At 57.3% G+C, this 24,117-nt stretch carries 30 protein-coding genes; 15 read left to right on the forward strand and 15 right to left on the reverse strand.

Annotated elements, in window-relative coordinates; translation table 11 throughout:
- Window positions 1-3: 3 nt before the first annotated feature.
- Window positions 4-885: an RNA polymerase sigma factor RpoH gene (rpoH, locus tag AB8A23_RS11870; protein ID WP_439059641.1), complete on the reverse strand. Its 882-nt coding sequence runs from the start codon at window positions 883-885 to the stop codon at window positions 4-6.
- A gap of 111 nt (window positions 886-996) precedes the next feature.
- Window positions 997-1,449 (reverse strand): Hsp20 family protein, encoded by a 453-nt coding sequence (locus AB8A23_RS11875; RefSeq protein WP_231081045.1) that lies wholly within the window; start codon window positions 1,447-1,449, stop codon window positions 997-999.
- A 665-nt stretch (window positions 1,450-2,114) separates the two neighbouring features.
- Between AB8A23_RS11875 and AB8A23_RS11880 the strand changes: the two genes are divergently transcribed.
- Complete coding sequence (locus AB8A23_RS11880; RefSeq protein ID WP_439059640.1) at window positions 2,115-5,297, forward strand: GAF domain-containing protein; 3,183 nt, start codon at window positions 2,115-2,117, stop codon at window positions 5,295-5,297.
- A 352-nt stretch (window positions 5,298-5,649) separates the two neighbouring features.
- A complete protein-coding gene (locus AB8A23_RS11885) occupies window positions 5,650-5,988 on the forward strand; it encodes an integration host factor subunit beta (RefSeq protein ID WP_439059639.1) in 339 nt (112 codons plus the stop codon).
- A gap of 384 nt (window positions 5,989-6,372) precedes the next feature.
- On the opposite strand, the gene AB8A23_RS11890 is transcribed toward AB8A23_RS11885, so the two are convergent.
- From AB8A23_RS11890 to AB8A23_RS11915, 6 genes are all read right to left on the reverse strand, one after another.
- A complete protein-coding gene (locus tag AB8A23_RS11890) occupies window positions 6,373-6,723 on the reverse strand; it encodes a hypothetical protein (protein ID WP_439059638.1) in 351 nt (116 codons plus the stop codon).
- A 69-nt stretch (window positions 6,724-6,792) separates the two neighbouring features.
- Window positions 6,793-7,017 (reverse strand): hypothetical protein, encoded by a 225-nt coding sequence (locus tag AB8A23_RS11895; RefSeq protein ID WP_068738776.1) that lies wholly within the window; start codon window positions 7,015-7,017, stop codon window positions 6,793-6,795.
- A gap of 48 nt (window positions 7,018-7,065) precedes the next feature.
- Window positions 7,066-7,305 carry a hypothetical protein gene (locus tag AB8A23_RS11900; protein WP_439059637.1) on the reverse strand — a complete coding sequence of 80 codons (240 nt, stop codon included), beginning with the start codon at window positions 7,303-7,305 and terminating at the stop codon, window positions 7,066-7,068.
- Window positions 7,306-7,683: 378 nt separating this feature from the next.
- Entirely contained in the window at window positions 7,684-8,334 is a 651-nt protein-coding gene (locus AB8A23_RS11905) for an outer membrane protein (RefSeq protein ID WP_068738774.1), read from the reverse strand.
- Window positions 8,335-8,854: 520 nt separating this feature from the next.
- Window positions 8,855-9,112, reverse strand: coding sequence for a hypothetical protein (locus tag AB8A23_RS11910; RefSeq protein WP_231079542.1), 258 nt, complete (start codon window positions 9,110-9,112; stop codon window positions 8,855-8,857).
- A gap of 325 nt (window positions 9,113-9,437) precedes the next feature.
- Complete coding sequence (locus tag AB8A23_RS11915; RefSeq protein ID WP_439059636.1) at window positions 9,438-9,857, reverse strand: hypothetical protein; 420 nt, start codon at window positions 9,855-9,857, stop codon at window positions 9,438-9,440.
- An 863-nt stretch (window positions 9,858-10,720) separates the two neighbouring features.
- Here AB8A23_RS11915 and AB8A23_RS11920 point away from each other — a divergent pair.
- Together AB8A23_RS11920 and AB8A23_RS11925 are read left to right on the forward strand one after the other, a co-directional pair.
- Window positions 10,721-10,855, forward strand: coding sequence for a hypothetical protein (locus AB8A23_RS11920; RefSeq protein ID WP_439059635.1), 135 nt, complete (start codon window positions 10,721-10,723; stop codon window positions 10,853-10,855).
- Window positions 10,856-10,924: 69 nt separating this feature from the next.
- Window positions 10,925-11,095 (forward strand): hypothetical protein, encoded by a 171-nt coding sequence (locus AB8A23_RS11925; RefSeq protein WP_439059634.1) that lies wholly within the window; start codon window positions 10,925-10,927, stop codon window positions 11,093-11,095.
- A 1,079-nt stretch (window positions 11,096-12,174) separates the two neighbouring features.
- On the opposite strand, the gene AB8A23_RS11930 is transcribed toward AB8A23_RS11925, so the two are convergent.
- Window positions 12,175-12,366, reverse strand: coding sequence for a hypothetical protein (locus AB8A23_RS11930; RefSeq protein ID WP_184511655.1), 192 nt, complete (start codon window positions 12,364-12,366; stop codon window positions 12,175-12,177).
- Window positions 12,366-12,659: a hypothetical protein gene (locus AB8A23_RS11935; protein WP_439059633.1), complete on the reverse strand. Its 294-nt coding sequence runs from the start codon at window positions 12,657-12,659 to the stop codon at window positions 12,366-12,368. Before AB8A23_RS11935 ends, AB8A23_RS11930 begins: the two co-directional genes overlap by 1 nt.
- Before the next feature lie 736 nt (window positions 12,660-13,395).
- On the opposite strand from AB8A23_RS11935, the gene AB8A23_RS11940 reads away from it, so the two are divergent.
- The gene (locus AB8A23_RS11940; RefSeq protein ID WP_199711949.1) at window positions 13,396-13,572 is read left to right on the forward strand and encodes a hypothetical protein; all 177 of its coding nucleotides are present in this window, start codon (window positions 13,396-13,398) and stop codon (window positions 13,570-13,572) included.
- Here AB8A23_RS11940 and AB8A23_RS11945 read toward each other — a convergent pair.
- Entirely contained in the window at window positions 13,532-13,741 is a 210-nt protein-coding gene (locus AB8A23_RS11945) for a PepSY domain-containing protein (RefSeq protein WP_439059632.1), read from the reverse strand. The genes AB8A23_RS11940 and AB8A23_RS11945 overlap by 41 nt on opposite strands.
- A gap of 310 nt (window positions 13,742-14,051) precedes the next feature.
- Here AB8A23_RS11945 and AB8A23_RS11950 point away from each other — a divergent pair, with 310 nt between their 5' ends.
- The 3 genes from AB8A23_RS11950 (at window position 14,052) to AB8A23_RS11960 (ending at window position 16,399) form a co-directional block, all read left to right on the forward strand.
- Entirely contained in the window at window positions 14,052-14,405 is a 354-nt protein-coding gene (locus tag AB8A23_RS11950) for a PRC-barrel domain-containing protein (RefSeq protein WP_120286810.1), read from the forward strand.
- 885 nt (window positions 14,406-15,290) lie between these two features.
- Window positions 15,291-15,986 (forward strand): helix-turn-helix transcriptional regulator, encoded by a 696-nt coding sequence (locus AB8A23_RS11955; RefSeq protein ID WP_439059631.1) that lies wholly within the window; start codon window positions 15,291-15,293, stop codon window positions 15,984-15,986.
- A gap of 107 nt (window positions 15,987-16,093) precedes the next feature.
- Entirely contained in the window at window positions 16,094-16,399 is a 306-nt protein-coding gene (locus AB8A23_RS11960) for a ribbon-helix-helix domain-containing protein (RefSeq protein WP_439059630.1), read from the forward strand.
- 9 nt (window positions 16,400-16,408) lie between these two features.
- Here the strand turns inward: AB8A23_RS11960 and AB8A23_RS11965 are convergent, their stop codons facing one another.
- Complete coding sequence (locus AB8A23_RS11965) at window positions 16,409-16,594, reverse strand: hypothetical protein (protein WP_068738891.1); 186 nt, start codon at window positions 16,592-16,594, stop codon at window positions 16,409-16,411.
- Window positions 16,595-17,902: 1,308 nt separating this feature from the next.
- On the opposite strand from AB8A23_RS11965, the gene AB8A23_RS11970 reads away from it, so the two are divergent.
- The 5 genes from AB8A23_RS11970 (at window position 17,903) to AB8A23_RS11990 (ending at window position 19,680) form a co-directional block, all read left to right on the forward strand.
- Window positions 17,903-18,130 carry a hypothetical protein gene (locus AB8A23_RS11970; protein ID WP_068738890.1) on the forward strand — a complete coding sequence of 76 codons (228 nt, stop codon included), beginning with the start codon at window positions 17,903-17,905 and terminating at the stop codon, window positions 18,128-18,130.
- 4 nt (window positions 18,131-18,134) lie between these two features.
- Window positions 18,135-18,485, forward strand: coding sequence for a hypothetical protein (locus AB8A23_RS11975; RefSeq protein ID WP_184511650.1), 351 nt, complete (start codon window positions 18,135-18,137; stop codon window positions 18,483-18,485).
- Between the two features lie 59 nt (window positions 18,486-18,544).
- Window positions 18,545-18,808, forward strand: coding sequence for a hypothetical protein (locus AB8A23_RS11980; protein ID WP_439059629.1), 264 nt, complete (start codon window positions 18,545-18,547; stop codon window positions 18,806-18,808).
- A gap of 385 nt (window positions 18,809-19,193) precedes the next feature.
- Window positions 19,194-19,403: a hypothetical protein gene (locus AB8A23_RS11985; RefSeq protein ID WP_086937168.1), complete on the forward strand. Its 210-nt coding sequence runs from the start codon at window positions 19,194-19,196 to the stop codon at window positions 19,401-19,403.
- A 73-nt stretch (window positions 19,404-19,476) separates the two neighbouring features.
- Window positions 19,477-19,680, forward strand: coding sequence for a cold-shock protein (locus AB8A23_RS11990; RefSeq protein ID WP_068738889.1), 204 nt, complete (start codon window positions 19,477-19,479; stop codon window positions 19,678-19,680).
- A 64-nt stretch (window positions 19,681-19,744) separates the two neighbouring features.
- Here AB8A23_RS11990 and AB8A23_RS11995 read toward each other — a convergent pair whose 3' ends face one another.
- Window positions 19,745-19,897: a hypothetical protein gene (locus AB8A23_RS11995; RefSeq protein ID WP_158596709.1), complete on the reverse strand. Its 153-nt coding sequence runs from the start codon at window positions 19,895-19,897 to the stop codon at window positions 19,745-19,747.
- A gap of 542 nt (window positions 19,898-20,439) precedes the next feature.
- Here AB8A23_RS11995 and AB8A23_RS12000 point away from each other — a divergent pair.
- Window positions 20,440-21,582, forward strand: coding sequence for an AI-2E family transporter (locus AB8A23_RS12000; protein ID WP_439059628.1), 1,143 nt, complete (start codon window positions 20,440-20,442; stop codon window positions 21,580-21,582).
- Between the two features lie 664 nt (window positions 21,583-22,246).
- Here the strand turns inward: AB8A23_RS12000 and AB8A23_RS12005 are convergent.
- Together AB8A23_RS12005 and AB8A23_RS12010 are read right to left on the reverse strand one after the other, a co-directional pair.
- Entirely contained in the window at window positions 22,247-23,110 is an 864-nt protein-coding gene (locus AB8A23_RS12005) for a hypothetical protein (RefSeq protein WP_439059627.1), read from the reverse strand.
- A 1-nt stretch (window position 23,111) separates the two neighbouring features.
- Window positions 23,112-23,390 (reverse strand): hypothetical protein, encoded by a 279-nt coding sequence (locus AB8A23_RS12010; RefSeq protein WP_439061187.1) that lies wholly within the window; start codon window positions 23,388-23,390, stop codon window positions 23,112-23,114.
- A 406-nt stretch (window positions 23,391-23,796) separates the two neighbouring features.
- Between AB8A23_RS12010 and AB8A23_RS12015 the strand changes: the two genes are divergently transcribed.
- Window positions 23,797-24,006 (forward strand): hypothetical protein, encoded by a 210-nt coding sequence (locus tag AB8A23_RS12015; RefSeq protein ID WP_439059625.1) that lies wholly within the window; start codon window positions 23,797-23,799, stop codon window positions 24,004-24,006.
- Window positions 24,007-24,117: the final 111 nt, after the last annotated feature.

Genomic DNA, 24,117 nt, shown 5'->3' on the forward strand with positions numbered 1-24,117 from the left:
GAATTACTTCGCGCCCATGTCTCCGGCCAGCAAAGCTGCATACGCCCGGGCCTTTTCGAGTGCCCTGACTTCCACCTGCCGCACACGCTCGCGTGACACGCCCAGTTCTGCGGCCAGGTCGTCAAGTGTAAGAGGGGTATCCGACAGCCATCGTGCTTCGATGATACGCTGCTCTCTCGGTTTCAGATGGGCGAGCGCTTGCCCGAGGATCTGCCGCCTCCAGTTAAGTTCGCTGCGTTCCGCGACGTCGTCTTCAAAATTCGACGTTGGGTCGGCCAAGCGCTCCTGCCACTCAGCGCCTTCTTCTTCGTCCACTCGTGAAGCCGCATTGAGCGACATGTCTCCGAGGAACCGCCGGTTCATCTCAATGACCTCGCGTTCAGGCACATTCAAGCGGCGCGCTATCGTTGCTACGTGGTCGGGCTGCATATCGCCTTCTTCGAGCGCTGCGATCTTGCTCTTCAAGCGACGCAGGTTAAAGAACAGCCGCTTTTGGGTGGACTTGGCGCTAATCTGGACGATCGACCACGACCGCAGGATGTAATCTTGGATCGTTGCTTTGATCCACCAGGTGGCGTAGGTCGCAAGCTTGAAACCTTTAGACGGATCAAATCGCTTCACGGCTTGCATCAGGCCGATGTTGCCTTCCGAAATGACATCAGCGATGGGCAGCCCATAGCCGCGATAGCGCATCGCCAATTTGGCGACCAGCCGGAGATGGCTGGTCACAAGATGATAGGCAGCGTTCCTGTCGCCGTGTTCGCGTAAGCGCCTGGCGTAGGCGAGCTCCTCTTCAGGTTTGAGGAGAGGAAACTGCTTGATCGCGGTGAGATAGTTTGTAAGGCCTTCTCCAGCGGCCAAGGCTGGAAGTGCGAACTGGGTCATCCCTGCCTCCTGTCGATTTCGCGAGTGATCAACGCGCCATGCCAAATGTCGCGCAAATCCGCGACGGCCGAAGCCATCGCGGAACGATTGCACGAAGTGATCGAATAGGCGTCAGGCCGCCTTGGCTTCAAGTTGCTCGACGTTTGAGCGCGGACCTGCGTTGATGGCGATCTTTCGCGGCTTCATGGCCTCGGGAATCTCGCGGATCAGGTTGATCTGCAGAAGGCCGTTCTCGAAAGTCGCGCTGGTTACCTGGACATGGTCGGCGAGGTTGAATTGCCGCTTGAACGCGCGACCAGAAATGCCCTGGAACAGGAAGTCACGCTTCTGTTCGCCTTTGCGGCCCTCGACCGTCAGAACGTTCTGCTCTGCCGTCAAGCTGATCTCGTCCGGCGAAAAACCTGCCAGAGCAAGCGAGATGAGGTATCGGTCATCCCCAACACGTTCGATATTGTATGGGGGGAAACTGTCCTCGTTCGCGCGCTGAGCGGCATCCACGAGGTCAAACAGGCGGTCGAAGCCAATGCTTGAGCGCCAAAGCGGAGCAAAGTCGTAAGTCTTCATAGCCAAATCCTCCAATGAGCAAGATGGGTATGAGCGGGCGCCGGACACCCCCGGCGTCCGCCTCACGCTGGACCCAACCTCTGGCGTCCAGCGCACCTAAAATAAAAAAAACTGGCGGAAAGTTTCAAGGGGGGTGGGGCAAATTTTTTTGGCTTCCGCGCGGGCGAATTCTTGACCGCCCAGTCGACCGCTCTACATCGCTGATCGCCGTCTCAAACAGAAAGGAGTGAAGGAGGCGACCACTAAGCTTAACGTCGATCCATGACGCCTAGTAAGGGGCGATTAGCCGATTGCGGTCGAGACGACTGATCCCGCCAGATGCGGTGGGCTCCTAAAGCGCCGACGGGGGCGTTTCACCACTGGCTTTCCTTCTTCGACGGCAATGCCATCCGAATGCCCAAGCGGTATGAACGCATTCCTTGTCTGGGATGAACGGACTCCTCAACTCACTGACAGTCCCAAACCCTATCAGCTGAATATTTGGCAATCGCGGCGGTCAGCTAACCTGGCCAAACGGGTAATTGGAACCTGACGGCCGGCAACGAATTGACCAAATTCCGAATTTTATTGAATTTATGGGGTCACGTGAGCCTTTTTCTCAGTCCCGTTCGAAACGCTTCGAGTCGTCGCGACCTTGTACAGCTGCCGCCAGCTGAGGCCTTGGCATGACGGCGATGATGGCTTCGGGGCTGCGCAGTGATGTGCTATCCACATTGGGCGATCATATCCGCCAGATATCAGACCCTGACGATCTTGCGTACGCCGCCGCGGAGACCTTGGGGCGGGCTCTCGGTGTCAGCCGCGCGGGTTACGGCACGATCGACCTTTCCGCTGAAACCATTACGATAAGCCGGGACTGGAATGCGCCGGGCATAAAAAGCCTTGCTGGGGTTCTGCAATTCCGGGATTACGGCAGCTACATTGAGGACTTGAAGCGCGGCGTAACCGTGGTGTTCGCCGACGCCGAAAAAGATGGTCGGGTAGGAGATCAGGCGAAGGCCCTTGAGCTTATTTCGGCACGCGCCTTGGTGAACATGCCCATCCTTGAGCCAAACGGCGTGGTGGCATTGCTCTATCTCAACAATGCCGAAGCACGAGAATGGTCAGACGCCGAACTTGACCTCATGCGGGAGGTCGCTGACCGGACCCGGACTGCGGTAGAACGGCGTAGGGCAGAGGCAACTATTCGGGCGAATGAAGCCCGTCTTGTCTTTCTGGATGACCTCGGCAAAGAAACTGCGAAGTGCCGGAGGGCCGACGAGATTCTATCAGTCACGACCCGGATGCTAGGCCAGCACCTCAACGTGTCTAACTGCGCCTATGCCGACATGGATGAAGATCAGGATGGCTTTACTATTCGCGGCGACTGGGCAGCACCTGGCGCGAAACACATCTTAGGTCACTACAGCCTTGCTGACTTCGGCAGAAAAGCTGTTCAAGAGCTGGGTAACGGCCGACCGCTGATCATCAATGACAATCTTGAAGAATTGGAGCCGGAAGAAGCCCGAACCTTCCAAGATATTGGGATCGGATCCACTATTTGCATGCCCTTCGTGAAAGAGGACCGCTTAACGGCATTGATGGCAATACATCATCAGACCGCCCATCGCTGGGCGGCTGGCGAGCTGGCCCTGCTTGCGGAGGTTACCGAAAGGTCGTGGGCTCATATCGAGCGAGTCCGTTCAGAAGAAGCCGCGCGAGAAGCCGCAGAACGCCTCAGCCTTGCTAACAACGCAGCCGGTATCGGAACGTGGGACTTTGACCCGGTAAATAACGTCCTTCGCTGGGACGCGAGATGCAAAGCTCTGTTTGGCCTCTCATCCGAAGCCGAGATTTCATATGAAAAATCGTTTCTTGCGGGGCTGCATCCTGACGATCGCGAACGCGTTCATCGCGCGGTGACCAACGCCTTGGACCCCTCCTCCTTGGCTGCATATCGCATCGAGTATCGGACGATTGGAATCGAGGACCGGATCGAACGATGGCTCGCCGCAACGGGTGACGCAATATTCGTCAATCACAACGCAGTGCGCTTTGTTGGCACTGTCATCGATATCACGGCGCGCAAGAAATCCGAACGACATCTCAGGATCTTGAATGACACGGGGGCAACCGTCGCTAGGGAACGCAATCTCGAGACCATCGTCCAGACCGTTACGGATGCCGGCCTGGAGCTCTGCGGTGCGGAATTTGGCGCGTTCTTCTACAATGTTCTCTCGCCTGAGGGCGAGAGCTACATGCTCTACGCGCTCTCCGGCGTGCCCCGGTCTGCCTTCGCGAATTTTCCGATGCCGCGGAATACAGCAGTGTTTGAGCCGACGTTTCTTGGCACGGCGGTTGTACGATCAGAAAACATCCTCGCCGACCCGCGATACGGCAAGAACGCTCCCCGCAAAGGAATGCCCGAAGGCCACCTTCCGGTGCGCTCGTACCTTGCGGTACCGGTCATCTCACGCACCGGTGACGTTTTGGGGGGGCTGTTCTTCGGCCATCAGGAAATCGGCAAGTTCCAAGAAGAGCATGAGGCTGCTCTCTTGGGGATTGCGGGACACGCGGCGACGGCCATCGACAATGCGAGGCTGTTTGCGGCTGTCGAAAGGGAGCTCGCCGAGCGAAAACGGGCCGAAGCGGAGCTGCAGGCGCTCAATATCGATCTCGAGCAGCGCGTGGCCACAGAGATTGCCGAACGTTCGAAGGCGGAGGAGCAGCTGCGACAAGCCCAAAAGATGGAGGCGGTTGGTCAATTGACTGGCGGGATAGCTCACGACTTTAACAACATGCTCGCCGTGATCATCGGAGGCTTGAATCTAGCCCGCCGGAAGCTGGCAAAGGGTGACATTGACATCACCCGCTTCATTGACGGAGCCTTGGACGGCGCTAACCGGGCCGCTACCTTAACCCAGCGCTTGCTGGCTTTCTCCCGCCTGCAGCCCTTAGCTCCAGAAGTCATCGTAGTGAATCGTATGATCGCGGGTATGAGCGAGCTTCTCGATCGGTCGCTGGGCGAGACCATTGCAATCGAGACAGTGCTCGCAGCGGGGGTGTGGAACGTCCAAGCCGATCCGGCTCAACTTGAGAGCGCTTTACTCAACCTCGCGGTCAATGCGCGGGACGCGATGCCTCAAGGAGGAAAACTCACGATCGAAACGATGAACGCGTCTGTGGATGCGGCGTATGCCCGACAATACTCAATTGAACCGGGACAGTTCGTTCTCATCGCAGTGACCGACAGCGGTACCGGTATCAACAGCGATGTGCTGAGCAAAGTTTTTGATCCGTTCTACACGACCAAAGAAGTCGGAAAAGGCACGGGCCTTGGCCTTAGTCAAGTATACGGCTTCGTGCGTCAGTCGGGCGGTCATGTGAAGATTTATTCGGAACTTGATGTTGGCACCACCGTAAAAATCTACCTGCCGCGTTTCTACGGCGAGGTTACGACCGATGCTTCGACTGGCGCGGTGCGCGCAGACGTGGGGCAGCATCAAGAGCTGGTCCTGGTGGTTGAGGACGAAGAACGCGTGCGAGCGATCTCTGTCGAGACGCTTCGAGAACTTGGCTATTCGGTCATAGAAGCTGCAAGCGCGCGAGAAGCCATTCACCTCATTGAGAACGGCTCACGGCCCGATTTGGTTTTCACGGACGTTGTGATGCCCGAAATGACAGGCAGTGAGCTCGCAAAAGTCCTCCAACCGCTGTTGCCCGACGCCAAGATTTTGTTCACCACGGGCTATACGCGAAACGCCATAGTCCATAATGGCGTTCTGGATGCGGGTACGCATCTCATCTCAAAGCCTTATACAATCAACGATCTTGCAGAAAAGGTCAGGGCGTTGCTTGACGGCCTCTAAAACCAAAGCTGCGGCGCCTTAAGCTGAACGAAAACAACAGATACAGGAGCTCTGGCTGCCGACGTATTCCCTCGATCAACGCGATCAATTGACGCTCCTCGGCTAATGCCCATCGGCCAGATCGAAGGTGCACGGAGGCCTCAACATCGGGAACAGACAGGAAATCGATTGGGATATCGCACTTGGATTATGTAAACAGAAGTGGATGATTTGGTTCCGCTCCAAGATTGGTGAGTGCAGATCAACAGGTCTCGCCGCGTCAGGTTTTTCGACGATGCCCCAATTTATTGCATCTTGACAGTGCAAGTCAGATCGAGGAAATGCGGCCTCCCGCCAAATTTCCGACGTCACGATGGTCAAATCCGAACTTGTTCAACGCATCGCTAAACATAACCCGCGCCTCTACCAGCGGGACCTTGAGAACATCGTGAACGCGATTCTCGATGAGATCGTCGCTGCGCTGGCACGCGGTGATCGGGCTGAGCTTCGCGGTTTCGGCGCATTCTCGGTAAGGCATCGCCCCGCTCGTGCAGGCCGCAACCCACGTACTGGAAAACATGTTACCGTGCACCAAAAGAGCCTTCCGTTCTTCAAGGCCGGAAAGGAAATGCGCGAGCGCCTGAATCGCGAAAATGCTGCGCCGGGAATGAGCGCTGCCTCAAGACCGGCCGCCGGTTTTTCGGGGAGCTAAACCAGCTTTGTCTAACCGTAGGGGGAGTCTGAAAGCATTTTAGGCGCAATCGCCAAGGACCGGCGCTCTCCTCACGCGCATATTTTTTGTCTGGGAAAATGCGTTCTGCGTATCACGAAACGAATCGGCGGAAACCTCAACGACATCCGCCACTTGAGCTATTTCTTGGACGGCGAGGTACGCATCACAGGTACGCACCTGCGTACTGCGTACCGTAGGGTAAAGGTCTGGCGCCGGATGCCTAAGCGGCGCGTGCCCTTAATGAAGTTTTTGAGACGGGCTTCGAAAATAGGCCGTTCCGATACAGAAGCTAGAGCTCACGAGATGTCTTTTGCTGTTTGCTATCGGACACGTCCATTTCTCCGCATTCCGCGCGCACGATGCCTATTGATCGTGAACGTTCAGCCACAACTGGATTGCTCGCGCGGCACGCATCCACTCGCTGGAGCTTTGGGAGACGCTTCGGCCGTGCTGATATCCAGCCAGATCGCGGATCGCAGTCAAAGCTACTCGTTCAGCCTCGGCCATCGCGGGAGAGGTGTTCGTGGTAACCTGCTCGGTGGCCAGGCCGTTCAGCAAAATGCGAGCTTCCTGCTCGGTGCTGATCGCGGCGACCTTCAGGATCGATCTGCAGTAACGGGCCTTGATCAGGCTTTGGTCGTCGCTCATTCGAGAGCGCTCGGCGGCTTGGGCATGTGGCAGCGTAGGAAGGTCAAACTGGTTGGTCTTGTTCAAGATGCAGCCTTGGTCGATGGGACCATAGAACAGGCAATCGCCGGCTTAGTTCCCGCCCGTGAAGGCAGATCAAACCTCTTTCAGGAGGTAGCGAGCGCGGAGCTGCTTCTCTATTCGCACCACAGTCTTTGCCAGATCGGGATAGTGCCGGCGTTCGGTGGCATTCGTCAGCGCGGACCAATTGCCGTTACCGATTGGAATAATCGCAATCCCGGCATTGGGAAAGTTGGAGCCTGCAAGCTTCTCGTGAAAGAGCCAGATCAGCTCGTTGGCGGTCGCTTTCTTTTTAAGCATGGAGGTCAGACTTCAGGACGAGGTGGGAGTCTGACCTCCTGTAAGGGATCACTCCGGGGCGCGCAATTCATATTGATGGCGCAGTTTGTTTACGGTCATTTCCAGCGCGCTATGCAAAGCACTTGGATCAATTCGACCTTCTGTGAAGGCATACAGGGTCCAATTCGTATCGGCTCGAAGGTCACTGTATTGGACGTCGACTGCCTTCAGCGTCTCGCAACCTGGGCGTTTTCTCATCTCCGCGAGGGCTTCGCGCTCCAGCTCCTTTTTAGAAAGTATCACTTTCATCGATTGGCTCCGGCGAGTTTTCCAGAAAACAGCCGCTGTGGCGGATCGTTCCCGGTCGCGAAGGTTCAGCAATGAATGATCACTCTGTCGCCACGTTTCACGCCGCCCTTAAGGTGGTCATCAAACGTGCAATCATCGTGCTCGATGCGCTCGGCGACTCCGAGATGAGGTGTCAGAACCAGGGGCAGGTCTGGATAGGGCGATCAACGATGTGCGCTGGCTGAGGGTATATTGACTGACAACTCTCACCTTGAGTGAAGAAATGCGCCCGCCCCGGAGATGTCCGCGGCGGCCGTAATTGTTCTGATTGGCTCGCCAATCGTCTGGCAAATAGAAAAGGCCGGCATTCATTTGCCGGCCTCTCACTGACGTCAGTCTTTAGAAGGTGCCGGTGCCGAAGTTGCCCAGATTGAAGCGGTAGTTCAGGCCCGCTTTGATCGTGTGCTCGTCGTTTCGAAAGCCGCCGATAGCAAACGTGGGAGTGACGAAACTGGTCGTCCCGAAATCGTAGTACTGATATTCCACCTTGCCCGACCAATTCTGGCTGAACAGATATTCGAGACCGCCGCCAACTGTGTAGCCATCCCGGCCACCATCGCCGGTGAAGCCGTTGGTGAAGCGCGAGTCGGCCCAGGCGTAACCGCCCTTTACGTAAAGAAGGGACGGGCCCCATGTGTAACCGAGACGGCCGGTAACCGAACCGAGACCGCGGTTTGCAAAGCTGCTGCTGGTGTCGATGAAGCTGTAGTTCGCTTCCAGACCAAACACCCAGTTAGGCGCAAACTGCGTGTCCCAACCGATCTGACCGCCGCCCATGAAGCGACCGTCGTCACCGCCGCCGAGAACGTTGTTCGAATTGCCGCGGAAGGCGCCGCCGACGTGACCGCCGATATAGAAGCCGGTCCAATTGTAGATTATCGCGGGCGCCATTGCGGGCGCCTTGGTGTAGGGACGTGCAGCCATGTCGGCAGCCGAGGCCGACGTTGCAGCGAAAAGTAGCGCGGCCGTTGCGAGTAAGTACTTTTTCATGTGTCGCTCCATTTTGAATCTGTAGCGAGATCGTATGAACTAATACGCCCCACTACCGTCTCTCAAAAGGCACACACGGGGACGATCGCGCCGAAGTTGTGAGCGGGCAGGCGGGAACAAATTAAAGCGTGCGGCACCCGCTACCGTCTGGTTCCATACGCAGGAAGAGCGACGTTGAGCATCCAGCTGATCAAGCAAGCCTTGATGGAGCATGCCGGCGTGACAGGCCTGATCATGGGCACGGATCGAGGCGGGACACCGCCGGTATCCAGACTTCGGTATTGAAGCTGTCCGCCCGCTGCACCCGGAGCGAGGCGGGTTTCGCATTCAATGGGCGAGTGATGTCGCTGCGGAGCATTTTTCTAACCCGTACTCTCGTTCTTCTGTCTATCGTCCTCGATTTTCGCGCTGCAGCGATCATGTCCTGTTGTTGCGAGTGTCGGCGATCCGCACCTGGATGCACTCGAAGTCCGTTCTTCGGAATGTGGGCAACAAGCTCTACTGACCAATGGCAATCTGACTATTCGTTACGTTCGACCAGAGACGGGCTATCGCCTCGGAGAAGAGCTCGTGCTTCTTGGATCAGTTCGTTGGCGATCTGTTCGTTGATCAGAAAATCGTAGTGCCCATCTCGGGTGACTAACGTCAGAGTACCAAGGAGCGGGGAATCGTGTATCGACATCACGCCCACGTCGAGGGCCAGCAGCGCTTCGAGGTCATCCTCGGCGGGCATGTTGAGTGGTTTGTCATGCAGGGAAGCCGCTGGTTTCTTTGTCATGCTTTGACTGGTTTCTTTGTCATGCTTTGAGCTTACCCGAGCGCAGTACGACATTTGGAAAGTCGATGAGATCTGGCAAGCTGGGTGTCAGCATGCGGGACACTCATCACTCAGCCCATCGAGCACGCTCTCGACCGCCGCGATCCGCTCCTTTTTGCCCGAGAATGTTCGGTGTTCTGCCAGTGACAGAGCGTAGTCCACAGCGTGATGGCTGTGTCGCAAACGCATATAGCCGTGGTGGGGCATGGAGCGATCGCGTGCGCTTCCATCAGTAGATCTGCGGCCCACATCTCGAGTTCATGCTCAGTCTTTCTCTTGGGCATGGTTAGGCCTTCTTGGTTCGTTTCGGCTTTGGAGGAGGCTGCTGCGGGATAGATCGAAATATTACGTCGCCGATGACGTGCCGCTCGGTCGTCTCGATGCTATCCGCTGCGAACGAGAGGCGATCACGCCAATCCCGTCCCATGGGATCTGCTCTCGTCGCAATGGCGCGAGCCACATCCTCGGTCTCGGCGGGGACGATGGCAATCTGTCTGCTCTTCTCAAGCAGATTCAATGCAGGCGTTAACCGCCACAATCGATTGGTTTCGGGGACCAAAACGGGCGGAGCGGCGATCTCGGTGACGGGCTCGTCTTCGTCGGACATAAGGGGAAAACGACAACCAGCGCGCCATGTTCCTTGGAGAGATGGGGAGCAGCCGGGCGTGCGCTTGCTACCGGGATCGATGATCTGCGTAACCAGCAATCACGGCCCCTACGGCGATGCCGATAATGATGCCAGCGGTCACGTTCCTGATGGCAATGCCGAGGACAGCTCCAAGGCACACCCCTAACGCAATGCCTAGCCCCATCCTCGAAGGATGTTGTTCCATCGGATTCCAAACCAGTTGGGATAAGATAGCTTAGGGAATCGGCGCGCTGTAAGTCCAGATGTTTAGGGCCCCGGTCGGGTCTCTTCGTGGAAAAGGCAAACGCGGGGTCGAACCGGAGCGCAAATCTAACATCAGGCCTTGTGCGCCATCACCGCCACAAAGGAAGCGCCGTCCTCGAAGAACAAACCCTTCATCATCGAGGAGATGGCCCCGAGATCGTGCGCTGCTATCGGGAAGGGCATCATGTTCGCCTTGACAGGTTTTTGGAGAGCCGAATGCGTCCGAGCGCGCACGCTTAAAGAGGCGGCCCAGCGCCCGTTTGGACTCAGGCGCCGAGCCTAACCAACAGCCGCTGAGGAAAGCTGCCGGCTTCGTAAAAAATCAACGCAAACCTAATTCGTTCCTCGGGGAAGATCGGCCCGACGGCGGATGGGATCGACCGCCGGGCCGCCTCACTGAACTCGGTGCGGAATGATCCCGAGCCCGGTGATGGAAATTTAGAGAGGCCCGGCGGCGGTCGAGTTGGGTGCAAGGGTACGCCGCCGAGCCCGGAAGGCAGACACACAGAACTGCCGACCGCGGGAAAAATTGGCAAAAACAGATTTAGTTCCAACCAAGCCCGGCAGCGAAATGGCCCGACGCTCAACCGAATCCATGAGCGCCGGGCCTAGCCTAAGCGTGGCTTCTAGGGGCACGCCGACCCTCGACCTCTAGCACCGCAACCCAAGGAAACTCAATGATCCGCCTGTTCTCCGCGTGCGTTTTGCTGTGCGCATTTTTCAATTCACCGGCGTTTGCCCAGAATTTTCTCGAAGGCGTTGTCTTGATTGGCGTCAAGTTGACCAAGGAAGAAACGTGCGTCGCCAGCTAGTACGGCGTTGGGGATGGCTGCCACGGCCGTAGGACGGCTTCGGGCGAACGGTTCAACACCTACGCCCTGATGGCCGCGCACAAGAGCCGGCGCTTCGGTAGCCACGTCACGGTCACGAACAAGAACAACGGCAGATCGGTGCGGGTCCGCATCACGGACCGGCCCGTTCATCGAGGGGCTGCATCGACCTGTCTCGAGCAGCAGCCAACGCAATCGGCATGGGCGGGATCGCGCGCGTAACCGTTCAGTAGCCCACGAGGCCCGAGAGGGCGACCCGGATGACCCGGTCTTGTTTACGGAGCGATTCTCAGCCGGCGAGAAACTAAGCGACTTGAGACAGAAATCCGGTTATCATTGACGTCGCCGGTTGCGGGCGGGGAGAATACCGTTTCGACGTCGAAGCTCGTGTACATGCGGCGAAAAGCTAAGGTCCGTGAAGCATGGAGGCCCTGCGATGTGGATAACATTAATGGCTTGCTTCGCTTGTTTTCTGATCGGCGGATATGCGGGCCTCTGTCTTGGTTACTACTCCGGTACGGAAGTGGTCCGGCAAGAGGTGCGAGAGTTGTTGGACAGACGGTGGCCGATCGCAGAAGGTCAGTCGGCAGTCATTCAGGACAACGGCGGCGCCTTCTCCGCAAACTGAACGAGGGCCTGTCGTCAGGAGTGCCTCCATTTAAGTGCACTCCGGCGCGCTCCTCAACTCTCCGCGCTCGTTCCTGGTATTTCACCGCCAGAGCATTTAGCCGGTCGGACACTGATCGATACCCGCCGAATTTCGCAAACTCTTCGCACCTTCGAGATATCGCTCTCAATCGTGCAGCCGTTGCGATCGCTTCTCGTTGGGGCGTCGTCAGAGCCATCGACGCACTCGGCACAGCGCTACTAATCGATCCACAACCTCGAAAGTGGTGTTTTGCGCAATTCGATACGCTCTCCACCTATGGCAGACGTGAGTCTGGCCCTCAGCAAGCAAGACCGAAAACATGATTGAACCGCCATGTTGCGGCGCATAATCTTTTTTTTGCCGGGAAGGTAGCGTCGGTATGGAGGATGGAAATGCCGCACGTCGGGTGTGGACCGATGATGATATTGCAAAGTTACGAGATCCGGCTGGCAGCCGATCTCCTGACGATATTTCCAGAGAGTTGGGACCGACGCGAGCGGCAACTGTGTGCAAAGCTCACCTGCTTGGTATTTCAATGCGTAGGCCTGCAAATGCAGGACTTCCACGAAATTGGTATAAGCAGCCGCAGGAACGTTCACCTAGACTTTAGTTTACTATGGCCGGACTTATCCTGAGGGACAGCTGGCCATTTTTATTCCACGAGCCGAAGGCGCCCGTAGCCCTTCCGCAGCCGCTCCTGTGCAGCGCCCACGTCTTCGTGGTCAAGTATTTCGAGCATGCGTTGTAAGACGAGTTGCGGGCTCCGCGGTCCGGGCCACATGTAGCTGTGTAAGACGGCCCGAGCGTCATCCATGGCGTCGTTGATGGTGTCGATGTCGCGCATCATTGATCCCTCACGAGCTTGTAGCGGTTGCGCCACTTCGGATCCTTGTCGACGGAGTGGTAAACCGGCGTGCCTCCGGGAAAGAGTGCTTGCAACATGCCGAGGCATGCGAACTCGATCGGCGCGTCGTACTCGGCGGCCTGTATCAAGACGTGCATTGCGTTCTGCCACGGTGGGGCGTCGTGCGTCTGCTTCGGCAGGCGGGTGATGTATTCGCCGGCATCCTGCAGGGTGGCCAGTTTACAGCCAGCGGGGAGGGCAATGGGGTCTGGAAAACGCGTCGACCATGGCATAACTCAAATCCGCAACTGAACGGCAGATTCAAACGTCCTGTTGCGGATTAGTTCCGGTCAAGCGCTCAGGCTTCTCCCACAGACTATCGGTGTCGAAGGTCTTCGATAGCGCCTTTGGCTCGCAGGTCCGCCCTTACCTTGCGGACGCTTGGCAGCGAAATCCCCAGATCGCACGCCTTCCTTTTGACTGACGTAATGGGCCGGCCGAGCGCCGCTGCGGCACGTAGAGCAGACGCTCCGCTGTCGACTAGCTCTTTCAGCTTGGCGACGTCTTCCGTATCCCATGGTTTCGCAAGCAGGCGCCTGGTCACTGTTATTTCTCCAGCGGTCGCAGCTCGCCGTTCAACCAGCCCTCGGCCTGGATCACTGGATCTGGCCCAACAGCGGCATGGATGAAGCTGCACTTTGGACATTCGTAGGCATGGATGACCATTCCCTTGTCCGCCGGAGTAGACTGCAGCCAAGCAGTGACAGATCCGCATTTCGGACAGATCGGCGTTCGGGTCTGTGGCATAGCGGTGACAAATTATCAGAAATGGTCAGTCTGAAAAGTGAATTGCGCTTGAGATCAATCGAGCAGCGGGGGTACCTCGCAATAATTCGGCCCGACGTCATCGGGGGCAATGTCGTCGGGCCTAACCGGATTATCGACCTTGGAGAGATGGTGTCCGGCTGCTCCAACAAGCAACGTCAGGGAACATCGTTCCTTAAAGGGCGCGCCGCGATATAATGTGGAATGAAACCAACGAAGTCGCTCAGGAAGCAGGCTAAGAAAGCCGAGGCTGTAGCTCTGCGCTCGGAAGACACCGAGCACGCTGAACGCATGCACAATCTAGCCGAAGCGTTCCGAGCTCAAGCTGAGGCGCTGAAACCTAAAAAGAAAGGGAAAGCGAAGAACAGCAGCGGAGATTAGTCGGCCAGCTTCTGGCAATGATTACGTCACTCTTCGGGTCGGCGTGAAAGTTCGTCCTCTTGCCGTTCTTGATGTCTTCAACTTCCCATCGGCCATCGTCGGCCTCGAGCTTGGAAATCAGCGAGTAGCCGGACTGCAGCACCTTCGCGATCACTTGCTCCACTGGCATGCCAAAGCGTGCGAGACCTTACCTCGTTGCCTTGACAGTCACGAAAACCGATGCGTCATCGCCAAGCGGATTCTGCACCGCGTCAATGAGGGAGAGCGGACCTTCGTCGGCATGGCAGTTGCGGGGATAGCGGCGGTTGAAGGGCTACGGCGCGGCACGAACAGGTTTGAGCTACAGCATACCCAGAGCGGCTGGCTTTGTCGGTCTATAACCGTGGCTCTCTGGGCTTCGCTAAATCACACTGGAGCCACTCCGGAACGAATGACAGATTCTCCCGTTTTTATCGAGACTCAAACGAGGGAGAGCCATTATGGCAAACGAAACGAGCAATCTGATCAGCAGCGAGAAGGTTGAAGGCACCGCCGTCTATGGTCCCGACAGCGAAAAGGTCGGCTCGATTGAAAGCGTGATGATCGACAAAGTCAGCGGCAAAGTTGCCTATGCCGTGCTGAGCTTCGGCGGCTTCCTTGGGATGGGCGATGAGCATTATCCGCTCCCTTGGCAGACGCTGAAGTACGACACCAATCTTGAGGGTTACGTTACCAACGTGACGAAGGCTCAGCTCGAGGGCGCGCCGAAATACGCCAATGACAGCGACTGGGACTGGTCGGACACCAACCGGGCTCGCTCGCTCAATGATTACTACGGCACTCCTTGGGTCTAGCTCCTCGATCGCGGCAAGTCGTGGCTCTTTGATCTTAAAGCAAGAAACTATTCTACTTTGGCTGAATTGTCTGACGCATACGCCGGGTGACAACCGGCCAAAACGGGGATGATGGACGCGGCGGTTTTGCCGGTTTCTCGTCACGACAGCAACGCATTGGTACGCGCGTCCATCTAACCCGTTCCCGGCATATGCGCTTAAGTACTTCGCTCGGTTCGCGGCAGAAGCGTAATGCTCATAGTCGTACTAGAAAAATGCCAGCAGCCGCGACGGCGATGATCCAGGCAACCAGCACAGCGATTGGCGCGATCCTTGAGGTGGGCATTAGAATTCTGCATGAGCGGAGCTCACAGAAACGCAAGTACGTTTGCGCTGGAGGCCTTTGAGGGAGCCGACGACCCTCAGCACCTTGCCGTAACTACAGCTGTTGTTCTGGACATAGACGACAGCAAAGGGGGGCAGGGTGTGGGGCTCACGGGCAAGGATGGGCTGAGCCGACGCGTCCGCGTCAAACAACAATGCGATACCGAAAATGAGCATACGCATAACACATCCCATCATCCAATAACCGCGTACAATACTTCTATTGAGATTTAGTTCGCTTTGCGAAAACGTCGCACCGCCCGTGGCACAGGGGGTAGCCACAATGGGGTACGAGTGTGCATGAGCCTTCTAGCCCGACGCCTAGCGCAGAAGGGAGCAAGGTTCTGCATCGCTCTTCCTATTTTTCTGTGTCAGTCGGAGCACTAGATTGCGAGGCTTCGGGGAGGTGTGCAGTCGGATTACTCCGTGCGGAGCATTTACACGGCTCGTTGACGTCGGAATGCTCTTGGCTCGATCAAGCCTTGTCATTCAAACGACGTAATAGGCAAAGGGAAAGACGCAATGTTGAACTTGACCCAGAGTGCCGCATTGCCTGCCGCAATTGCATCCCTTCATCCATGCAGGGAATCAATCTTCAACATTTCCAATCGCGCATCCCTCGTCAGGTCGGATGCTGATCCAGACAAGAAGCCTGACCTAGCTGGACAACGTGACGTACTACACGCGGTCCTGGCGCGAATTGGCTGCGGGCAAGTTCTACTCAAACGAGGCGGTTTGCTTGACGTGAGCGCAATCGGTCGTGCGATATTGGAACGCGAATGTGGCGCCGCGAGCGGGGAAACACTCTATCGCGCCGTCAAGCAACTCGTGAATCGCGCGGGAGCGCAAATTCCCGTTGGCTCGACATCATGGCTCGCGACTTCCTTCAGGGAAGGCGTCACCAGGCTTGTAAGCCAGATGATCAATGTCTGGACCGATGAAACCAGCACCATCATTCTGCTCGATCTTGACGCTCATCCAGAGCCGACGCCTGAGGCGCTGCGGCGCTTGTTCGGCCTTACAGCCGCGGAAAGCCAGCTTGCAGTCGAATTGGCGCGTGGTCATAATTTGCTTGATATTTCTCGCTCCCGGCGTCTGAGCCGGACGACAATCCGCTCACACCTGGCCTCTCTGTTCGTCAAAACTCAAACAAGGCGGCAGGCGGAGCTGGTTGCATTACTCGGGCGTGTCGCCGTCCTCCCGTCTCATGGCAATTGAGGTCGGCGATAGGCAGCCAGAAAGCCGGAGTGCGGTGCGATCGATGGAGAGATGTTGGAGCTGAAGGGCGTAGCTCCGCTTTGCGCGCACTAAGGGGATCAATCGCTATGGCTAACCTGGGGAAACCTATAAAGCCACGAAAGCAAACTTTCACCCGAACTAACGGGACGTCAACGAGCGTTAGCCTCGAGGATGCCTTTTGGGACGCGTTGACAGAGATTGCGAGCGAAGAAGGTATCTCTCGGTTAACACTGACTAGGCGGATAGATCGCGACCGAGTCCACTCTAACCTTACGTCAGCTATCCGAGTTTCTGTTGTGGAGCGTTTTATTGCTAAATACCGCTCGGCAACTGGCGCCGATGCGGATAGGCAGCAGAAAGCCCGCCCCGGAGAGGGCGGGCTTTCTCGATAATTGCCGACATTATTTTTCCGGATGACCGGAGCCGGGCGGTGTCGTCTTCGGAGCCTTGCCATCTTCGACACGGCCTTCGTTGCGGAGGTCGCGACCTTGCTGGGCCTTCTTCTTGCTCTCCGCGTCCTTGCCGTGTTCGTTCAGCTCTTCCTTGACGAAGCCGGCACCTTCTTTGATTTTACCTTCCACGCTCATATTCATCTCCTGTGCTGTTAGCCATAAAAAACTCAGCTGGGGCAGTTTTGATCCGTCGCAAAAGCGATCTTCCGCAAGACGCCGGATAGGCACCGACGCCGAACCAGTCCGCAATTGTCACCGACACAGCCGAGCGCCCGGTGCAGGACCGGGGAGAAGCGATCACATTCACCGGCTCTTTCTGCTACCGCCGCCCTTGGAAACCAGGCCATCGCTTCCGCCGTCACCTGAAACAAAACAGCCCGAACTGCGTCATTGTCCCGGGAGCGACCATGACCGGGAAAGGACAGGCGATGTTACGGAAAACAGTAATCCTTGCAGTTGCTGTTGCCGCCATGAGCCTGCTTCCACTAACCGATGCTTCGGCTCGCGGCGGTTTCGGCGGCGGTGGGTTTCATGGTGGCGGCGGCTGGCACGGAGGTGAATGGCATGGAGGTGAGTGGCGCGGCGGTGGATGGCGCGGCGGCTGGGGGGGCCGGCGTTCGTCGGCGCGGGATTTGGTCTGGGCCTGGCGAGCGCTGGCTGGGGCATTGGCGGTTGGGGTCCGGGTTGGCGTGACCCGTGTCTTCGTCATCGACAGGTTTGGACCCGTTGGGGTTGGCGGATTGTGCCCGTGAATGTTTGCTGGTGAATCCTGGTCGGGCTGGGAATTTCGCCTGCTAGCGGCCGACTGCAATCACCACGTCGATTAAGCGCTGGGTATGACTGCTACCGCGCATGGTCTGAACTGAAACTTCGGAAACAGGCGGCTGCTGGTGCGCGGCCTCACTTCGCATCTTGGCTCGGAGTTTTGTCCCCAACCCGGCCGGCCGGAGCGACGCTGGCGCCGCTATTTCTCAAAGAAGGCGGCCCAGCGTTCGGATTGGCCATCACGCCCGTGTTGGTGCTGCTCAGCGAGTTCGTCGCAGCCGCGCCAGCCGGCGACTGTCCGTAGGTTTGCGAGCTGGTTGAGGACGATGGCGCCGCGGTGACGCTGTTGATGTTGCCGGTCCCGATGTTGCCGGAGTTGGCAGCGCCCGTAGCTCCGCCGGCACCAGCGCCAGACGATCCTGCGCCGCCAGCTGAAGACGCGCTGCCACCCGCCGAGCCGCCGCTAGATCCTCCCCCGCCGCCACCTCCACCACCTTGGGCGAAAGCAGGCGCTGAAATTGCGACAATTGCCGAGATTAATATCGCGACGGCTGTGGATGACATGATCGAGCTCCCTGTTGAGCCGGTTCAAAGCGAATGTTGGAGAACAGTTCCGAGACTGTTTGGAACGATATGCCGGATCGCAAGCTTGTGCTGCTGCAGCGAGGAGATCACGACATGACTGACAAAACGCTACCACCTGCAGAGCCGGCCGAAGATTTGAAAGATGTCGTCATCGACGGCGTCAAAGACGCCGCCGACCGGGTCAGCACAGCGATCGACGAGGGTCGCAAGCCCGGCAGACCGTTAGACATTCTGGCAAAGGTCACACGGGACGCGCCATTGGGGGCCCTCTTAGTTGCTTTTCTTTTCGGAGCAGCAATGGCGCGGCGGCGCCATTGGTAGACAGATGAGTTACGATCCTGCTCGCAATATTGTCGACGGTTTGTTGAAACTAGGCGCGCTGAGCGTCCAGATAGGTGTCTTGATGGCTGAGGCGCTCCTCGCTGCGGGTGGTTCCACCAAAACGTTGCCAGCCGATGACGTTCCAGATCCGCCGCCTTCCCCCGCTCAGATTGAAGCGATTGCGCTAGCGCTCGAGCGGGAGATCCTTGGCAACTACGAACTCGGCTTCCAGGCTATGCTTCGGCTGAACTTTCCCCGGGATCGACTTCGAGAAATCGCCGTCACAGCGCTGAATGCGGCGCGCGGCGCCGGCCGCACGACCACCGGTGCAACTGCAGGGAACGATGCTGAATAGGAGATGTTCCAACGTAGTCCCGTCCCGTTTGAACGGGAGCTCATAAGCTGGGAGCCAACATGTTTGCATCTACTCTCGTCGCAATGACCGAAGCTTCCCTTCTCGGCTTCGAAGCGAGCCGGGTCGTCGCATTGCGTATACAAATTTTTATGCTGGGCGGGACGGCCGCATGGAATGAGGCTGATCTGATGGTCCGTGAAAAGACGAAAGCCTTCAGTCAGGCGTTCCGTGATCTTGCGGCTGGGTCATCCCGATCAGACGTCTACTCTGACCTCAGAGCGATAGTGAAAGAAAATTACGATCGGCTCTCCGAGCGGCATTAAGCCCTATGAGCAATGCCGTGTTCCAGAAAACAAGTGCTCCGACGATAGTAGGCATCGTGAACTCACCACCTCTTGGTCAGGAGCGCGGAAGCCTCTCGGCTTCCGTTGCTTGGGCCGGGCGTCACTCCAGCAATTCTTGCCGATGCAAGAAGGCGTCGATCAGGACAACTGCATGGTAGCGGATGGCGAATACCACAGCCGGCCTGTGTCGCGAAACGCGCGGTCCAAACCATCGACCGCATCATCACCGCACTGCGGTCGGGATCCTTCTTTAAGGTTCCTCCGATAGCTTCATCTCAAGCGGCACTGTAATGCCTACTGCTAGCTGGTAGACGAAACGACAGAGCCGCCGGAGCGACCCGGCGGGTTTTCTTTGGAGGCGGCAGTGGCATCAGCAATCGAGCTTATCGTCAGCGCATACATCCAGGTTGGTGATCGGGCGGCGCTGGTCGGTCTGCTGGATCATCGAAAGCGCATCGCTAAGGACCTGCGAAGCCGGACCGGTTTCGATTTTCGCGTGCCGCTGGATGCTGTCGAGAATGAAATCGAGGTCATAGAGGCAGGCGTGGCCACATTCGATAACTCGCCGTCCTAGTCTCTCGTGCGTGCTCTTCTTGACTCTCGGTGGCTTCATGCGACGTTGTGCCGATAGCCGTAGGGAGAGCGATGTGGCGACTGGTACCGTAAAGTGGTTTAACGCGACCAAGGGCTTCGGCTTCATTCAGCCGGACACAGGTGGCAAGGACGTGTTTGTGCATATTTCGGCCGTGGAACGGGCGGGGCTGAGCACGCTCAACGAGGGTGCCAAGGTCAGCTATGAAGAGCAGGAAAACCGCGGAAAGACGTCGGCAGAAAACCTGCGCGTCGGCTGATTGCGGCGAACTGACTGAAATATCGATCCGCCGGTTTCCCAGTCCCCCGGCGGTTCTCCTTTGCTCAGAAGAAACCCGGGCTGAGATCCAAGCCGTAGGTCATTGCAAGGATCGATACGAACAGTCCGGCCGCCCCGAACCAGACAAGATGCATCCAAGGCGACGTTGTGGGTGCTGTGACGATCGAGGGCGTTGGCTGCTTCAGTGCGACTGGCATGATGGCCTCCTGTGTTGCTGGCCTTCATAGGTGCGGCGAGCTGTCGCAGAGGTTCAGTTCTATTTTGCTGACGAGACGATAGCGGCCGCGCACGAACAGCGGGACCGTCGACAACCACGAAGACGGCCCCGCCACGCGCTCGAACCCTAGCCCTGGGGGCATCGGGCCGTTCGGCGAACCTCAGGATGGATTGGTTTTCAGGAGGTGTCGTCACAGCATTTTGCCGCATCGACGACGTTACCGCGCATAGAGCGATTCGCTAATACCGTATTGCGTGCACTCATCGTGACTAAAAGGGAAAGCCCGAAATCGAAGGGGTTTAGCAAATACGAGATGCAGCACGTAAATCCGCAAAAGAACGAAGCCGATACCGAGCGAAGTAGCTGAATTTTGTTGGGCAATTCATGTTGGCCTCGGAGCGGTTCGAACGTCCGCCCCTCAGAATCGAAATCCGGTGCTCGTTCATGGCATTGCAACATTTTCCCGATTGGAACTGAACGACAGTCTTTTTTGTTCTTCCCCGATAAACGGGGGCGTGATGGATGGTAGAAAAGGCCGGAACGGAAGCGTTGCGCAAGCGACGGATGGTGCACATCGAACAAGCGTCACCCAAAGCAGAGCGAAAGCCGCTACCTTTAGGAGCTGACGCGCGTAGGAACTCCCGGGTCGTGCTTGCCCTGGTCCTTTTCGGCCTCGGGACATGGACCGCCTCAGCTTTTCTGCCGGCCCTGATATGGGCCACCATTCTCGCAGTTGCCCTGTGGCCGCTGTACCTGAAGTTTGCGGCGCGCTTTTCGTCAGGTCATTCAAGTCTGGCAGCGTTCATCTTCACCGCAATCGTGGCTTTGGTGCTGTTCACCCCACTGTCACTTGCCATCTATCAAATCGCGCAGCAAGGCGACGTTCTTGTGAGGTGGCTAAAGCAAGCCAGCGAGAGTGGTGTTGAGGTGCCGGATTGGGTCGCGCGTCTACCGCTCGTTGCGGAAACTCTGCAAACTTGGTGGCGCGCCAACCTCTCGGATCCAAAAGCTGCAGCGGCATGGCTTCAAACTGTTAACGCGGATAATGCGTCGGAGTTGTTTAAAACATTCGGCTCACAGCTGCTTCATCGTCTTTTTCTGTTGCTGTTCTCGCTTCTGACCTTGTATTTCCTCCTCCGTAATGGTCGCGCTGTCACGAGCCGTTTCCTCGAGACGTGCGACCGCCTTATCGGCGATCCAGGAGAGGGACTCGTCGAGAAAATGGTCGAAGCGACGCGCGGCACGGTCAACGGTACAATTCTCGTCGCTGTGGGCGAAGGATTGCTTATTGGTGTCGGATTCTTGGTCGCCGGCGTACCGACCCCCGTGATGTTTACTATAATAACCATAGCATTCGCGATGTTACCGTTCGGAGCCTGGTTGGCTTTCACCGCGGCGGCATTAGTTTTGGTCTCCGGCGAAGGCAGTGGGTTTGCGGCCGCTGGGGTGTTTCTATGGGGTGCGATCGTTATGCTTGCTGGCGATCACTTCGTATGGCCCACTCTGGTCGGTGGTTCGGCGCGACTTCCCTTTCTTCTAGCATTTGTTGGTATCTTTGGAGGTATTGCTGCATTTGGCCTGTTCGGCTTATTCCTAGGGCCTGTCATTATGGCAGCACTACTGACCGTGTGGCGCGAGTGGATCTTCCGGACAGTGCCGCAGTAACTTTGTGATCCTTCTTGAAGAGCTCCGCAAAATGAAAGATTTCCATATGAACTACGCTAGCAACTAACAAACAATGAGGTGCCTTTGCCGTCACAACATCTGTAATGGTCCAAAGATCGTGGCCCGCGGGGAGGGGCCCACACGGCAGAAATCAGCTTTAAGTCAAGGCGTTCTGCGCGGAATTTATTAATTTCTCAAGCCAATCCCCGGCATTGATGTAGTTCACCTTCAGCGCCGCGAAGCTCGCCCGCAGGCAACGAAATAATGGGTCTAGCCGCGTCTAAGCAAGAATTACTCGACTAGAGGGTTCACCAGATCGCGCCCGTCAGCAGTGGCGAATTCGCGCGGCAACGAAAGGCGAAAGGCAACTCGTCGTCTTACAACACCCGACCGGCGAAACGGCCGGTCTTGGCGCACGGCCATTGTGAGGTTGAGTGCCTTGCTGTGAGTGACCTCCAGCCCGCATGTGGTTCGCGTAGACGGCTTGCTTCAGGTTTCGCCCACAGGCGTCATACGCGTCATCGAACGGCTTGGCCTAATAAATCCAAGCGAAATCTAAAGTCCCCGTCGTCCGCCTTAGCCGCTGTTCAGTACAAGACTTGCGGCAGCCAAGGTTAGCGAGAAGATCGGCGCATTCAATTCGATCTACTACGTTCAACCTAACTCACGCGACCTCACGTCGATAGGCAGCTCCAGATCCGCGAGCACCCATCCAATGCGGCATCGCTGCGCCGTCGCGGTGGCTGCCGCCGACGCTGGCGGCGGCCACCGCGATCACAGCGCCCAGCAATATGGCCGCCGCGACGGAGAAGGCCAGGATCACTGAACTCCGTCGAGATTTGGCTATCGACGCTTGAGAGGTTGCAATCGCGGCATCGACCCGTTTTTCCGCCTCTGCGCCGGCGAGACCGGTGTTCGCGGCAACGAGTTGAGCAAGATAAGATCGATCCTCGCTGCTCATTCCCAAGTGGCTCGACGAGGTCAAGAGAATTCTTCCCGCCTCCGCACGTTCCTGCAGAAGGTCTACGTTTGCGGCGCGACGCAAGGGCCTGAACAGGCGGTCGATCTCGTAGCTTAGCAAAGGCTCCGCAGCGCTGGTGCGTGCTGACGATCCGTTACTGTTCGGCCGCGTTAGTGTCGCGCTTCCAATGAAGGCCGCAAGCGCTACGCCAAGAACAACGGCAAGCGCCCACGCAGCGAGTCCATGTAGACCATCGCGCTGTTCAATTTCGGCGGTATCCAAAGCAGCGAGACCGACATTTGTCCGCCCGGCAATATAGCCTCCCACTCCGAAACTCAGCGCGGCTTGGAGAATGAGATAAAGTCCCGACAATATCCAAAGCGCAGCGGAGGCGTCCCGCCAAGTCGGAGCCGTGGATGAAACGCCAAGTCCGAGCGCTACGCCAAAGGCCAGCAGAATTGACGAAAGCGCGGTCGCTATGAGGGCACCGAGGATTACGGGCGTCCAGCTCAAATACCTTGAGGGGACTTCAACGGAAGCTGCGCCAGGTTCAATCGATTTAACCATCTCAGCGCAGCCCGAAAAATGACAACACGGCCAAGATGACGACGATTAATCCCACCAGATAAATCAAACCATTCATCGTTCTTCTCCTCGTTTTGTTACCGTCAGAGCCTGCAGTCCTCACCGCTGTATTCAAAAGCATCGCTCGGCCGTCTGCTGCATGAATCGACTTTTTTTGCCCTGCGTTTTCAAACTCTCGAATATTGCTTATTGTTCCCGACGCGTTGAGGCTCGCGGCCTTAAGTGACGGTGGCTCTACCTGCCGCCAGGGGCTGCGGCGCATCCTCATCGCTCGCTTGTGTCTTCTCGGCCTCCAACGTATTCCCCAACCGGGAAAAAGATGATTGTGGCCGAAGGCACCCGTCGGGATGGCCTTCGGGCGGTAAAAACGACCTCGCGTCCAAACGGCGAATCGGCCTGCTGTCTCCTTGATTGATCGTTCGCGGCGGTCCTTAGCCTCCAGCGCCACGGCGGCGCTTCCGGGCCGTCGAGGAGCAAAACGATGAGCTACCATCTTTCAAATGGATGCCCAGTCCGGGCTGCGGGACAAAAATGTACTGATCTATTGAACGTCAATTTACGGCGACACACCGCGCGCTTCTCCGCTATGGCCGACGTTTCGGGAAGAACTGGCAACTTTCGCCGTCGTGCTGAGTTGGCACCGACTGTAAGCAATCGCCGGAGCGAGAATGGTTGACGAAGTGGCAGTGAGAAGGGCGGCAGAGACAGCATGGACGGTGTACAGGGCGGCGCATCCCGACGTCGATACACAGGACAGCCGCCGCTGCCTGCTGGAGCGCTATCTGCACAGGAGGGGTGAAACGCGAGAAAGCGATACCGAAGAACTCGCCAGCTTCGGCATAGCGCACCTGCGCCGGCTTCCCCAAGACGAATGTTGACGGGCATGAAAATGCTCGCTGGATGGGCTCAAGGAAGCACAAGGCCGAATTGGACACTGCTCGCGATTTCATTCCTCATTTCCGCGACCATCGTGACAGTCCTGCGGTTCG

Origin of the sequence: Tardiphaga sp. 619_E2_N8_4 (genome assembly GCF_051810905.1) — a bacterium.
Classification (GTDB): domain Bacteria; phylum Pseudomonadota; class Alphaproteobacteria; order Rhizobiales; family Xanthobacteraceae; genus Tardiphaga; species Tardiphaga robiniae.

Bases quoted from the DNA above. Each gene is read 5' to 3' on its own strand.
- rpoH (WP_439059641.1), bottom strand. From the start codon at position 885: ATGACCCAGTTCGCACTTCCAGCCTTGGCCGCTGGAGAAGGCCTTACA.
- AB8A23_RS11875 (WP_231081045.1), bottom strand. From the start codon at position 1,449: ATGAAGACTTACGACTTTGCTCCGCTTTGGCGCTCAAGCATTGGCTTC.
- AB8A23_RS11880 (WP_439059640.1), top strand. From the start codon at position 2,115: ATGACGGCGATGATGGCTTCGGGGCTGCGCAGTGATGTGCTATCCACA.
- AB8A23_RS11885 (WP_439059639.1), top strand. From the start codon at position 5,650: ATGGTCAAATCCGAACTTGTTCAACGCATCGCTAAACATAACCCGCGC.
- AB8A23_RS11895 (WP_068738776.1), bottom strand. From the start codon at position 7,017: ATGCTTAAAAAGAAAGCGACCGCCAACGAGCTGATCTGGCTCTTTCAC.
- AB8A23_RS11900 (WP_439059637.1), bottom strand. From the start codon at position 7,305: ATGAAAGTGATACTTTCTAAAAAGGAGCTGGAGCGCGAAGCCCTCGCG.
- AB8A23_RS11905 (WP_068738774.1), bottom strand. From the start codon at position 8,334: ATGAAAAAGTACTTACTCGCAACGGCCGCGCTACTTTTCGCTGCAACG.
- AB8A23_RS11910 (WP_231079542.1), bottom strand. From the start codon at position 9,112: ATGACAAAGAAACCAGCGGCTTCCCTGCATGACAAACCACTCAACATG.
- AB8A23_RS11920 (WP_439059635.1), top strand. From the start codon at position 10,721: ATGATCCGCCTGTTCTCCGCGTGCGTTTTGCTGTGCGCATTTTTCAAT.
- AB8A23_RS11925 (WP_439059634.1), top strand. From the start codon at position 10,925: ATGGCCGCGCACAAGAGCCGGCGCTTCGGTAGCCACGTCACGGTCACG.
- AB8A23_RS11930 (WP_184511655.1), bottom strand. From the start codon at position 12,366: ATGCGCGACATCGACACCATCAACGACGCCATGGATGACGCTCGGGCC.
- AB8A23_RS11935 (WP_439059633.1), bottom strand. From the start codon at position 12,659: ATGCCATGGTCGACGCGTTTTCCAGACCCCATTGCCCTCCCCGCTGGC.
- AB8A23_RS11940 (WP_199711949.1), top strand. From the start codon at position 13,396: ATGAAACCAACGAAGTCGCTCAGGAAGCAGGCTAAGAAAGCCGAGGCT.
- AB8A23_RS11945 (WP_439059632.1), bottom strand. From the start codon at position 13,741: ATGCCAGTGGAGCAAGTGATCGCGAAGGTGCTGCAGTCCGGCTACTCG.
- AB8A23_RS11950 (WP_120286810.1), top strand. From the start codon at position 14,052: ATGGCAAACGAAACGAGCAATCTGATCAGCAGCGAGAAGGTTGAAGGC.
- AB8A23_RS11955 (WP_439059631.1), top strand. From the start codon at position 15,291: ATGTTGAACTTGACCCAGAGTGCCGCATTGCCTGCCGCAATTGCATCC.
- AB8A23_RS11960 (WP_439059630.1), top strand. From the start codon at position 16,094: ATGGCTAACCTGGGGAAACCTATAAAGCCACGAAAGCAAACTTTCACC.
- AB8A23_RS11965 (WP_068738891.1), bottom strand. From the start codon at position 16,594: ATGAGCGTGGAAGGTAAAATCAAAGAAGGTGCCGGCTTCGTCAAGGAA.
- AB8A23_RS11970 (WP_068738890.1), top strand. From the start codon at position 17,903: ATGACTGACAAAACGCTACCACCTGCAGAGCCGGCCGAAGATTTGAAA.
- AB8A23_RS11975 (WP_184511650.1), top strand. From the start codon at position 18,135: ATGAGTTACGATCCTGCTCGCAATATTGTCGACGGTTTGTTGAAACTA.
- AB8A23_RS11980 (WP_439059629.1), top strand. From the start codon at position 18,545: ATGTTTGCATCTACTCTCGTCGCAATGACCGAAGCTTCCCTTCTCGGC.
- AB8A23_RS11995 (WP_158596709.1), bottom strand. From the start codon at position 19,897: ATGCCAGTCGCACTGAAGCAGCCAACGCCCTCGATCGTCACAGCACCC.
- AB8A23_RS12000 (WP_439059628.1), top strand. From the start codon at position 20,440: ATGGTAGAAAAGGCCGGAACGGAAGCGTTGCGCAAGCGACGGATGGTG.
- AB8A23_RS12005 (WP_439059627.1), bottom strand. From the start codon at position 23,110: ATGGTTAAATCGATTGAACCTGGCGCAGCTTCCGTTGAAGTCCCCTCA.
- AB8A23_RS12010 (WP_439061187.1), bottom strand. From the start codon at position 23,390: ATGCGCCGCAGCCCCTGGCGGCAGGTAGAGCCACCGTCACTTAAGGCC.
- AB8A23_RS12015 (WP_439059625.1), top strand. From the start codon at position 23,797: ATGGTTGACGAAGTGGCAGTGAGAAGGGCGGCAGAGACAGCATGGACG.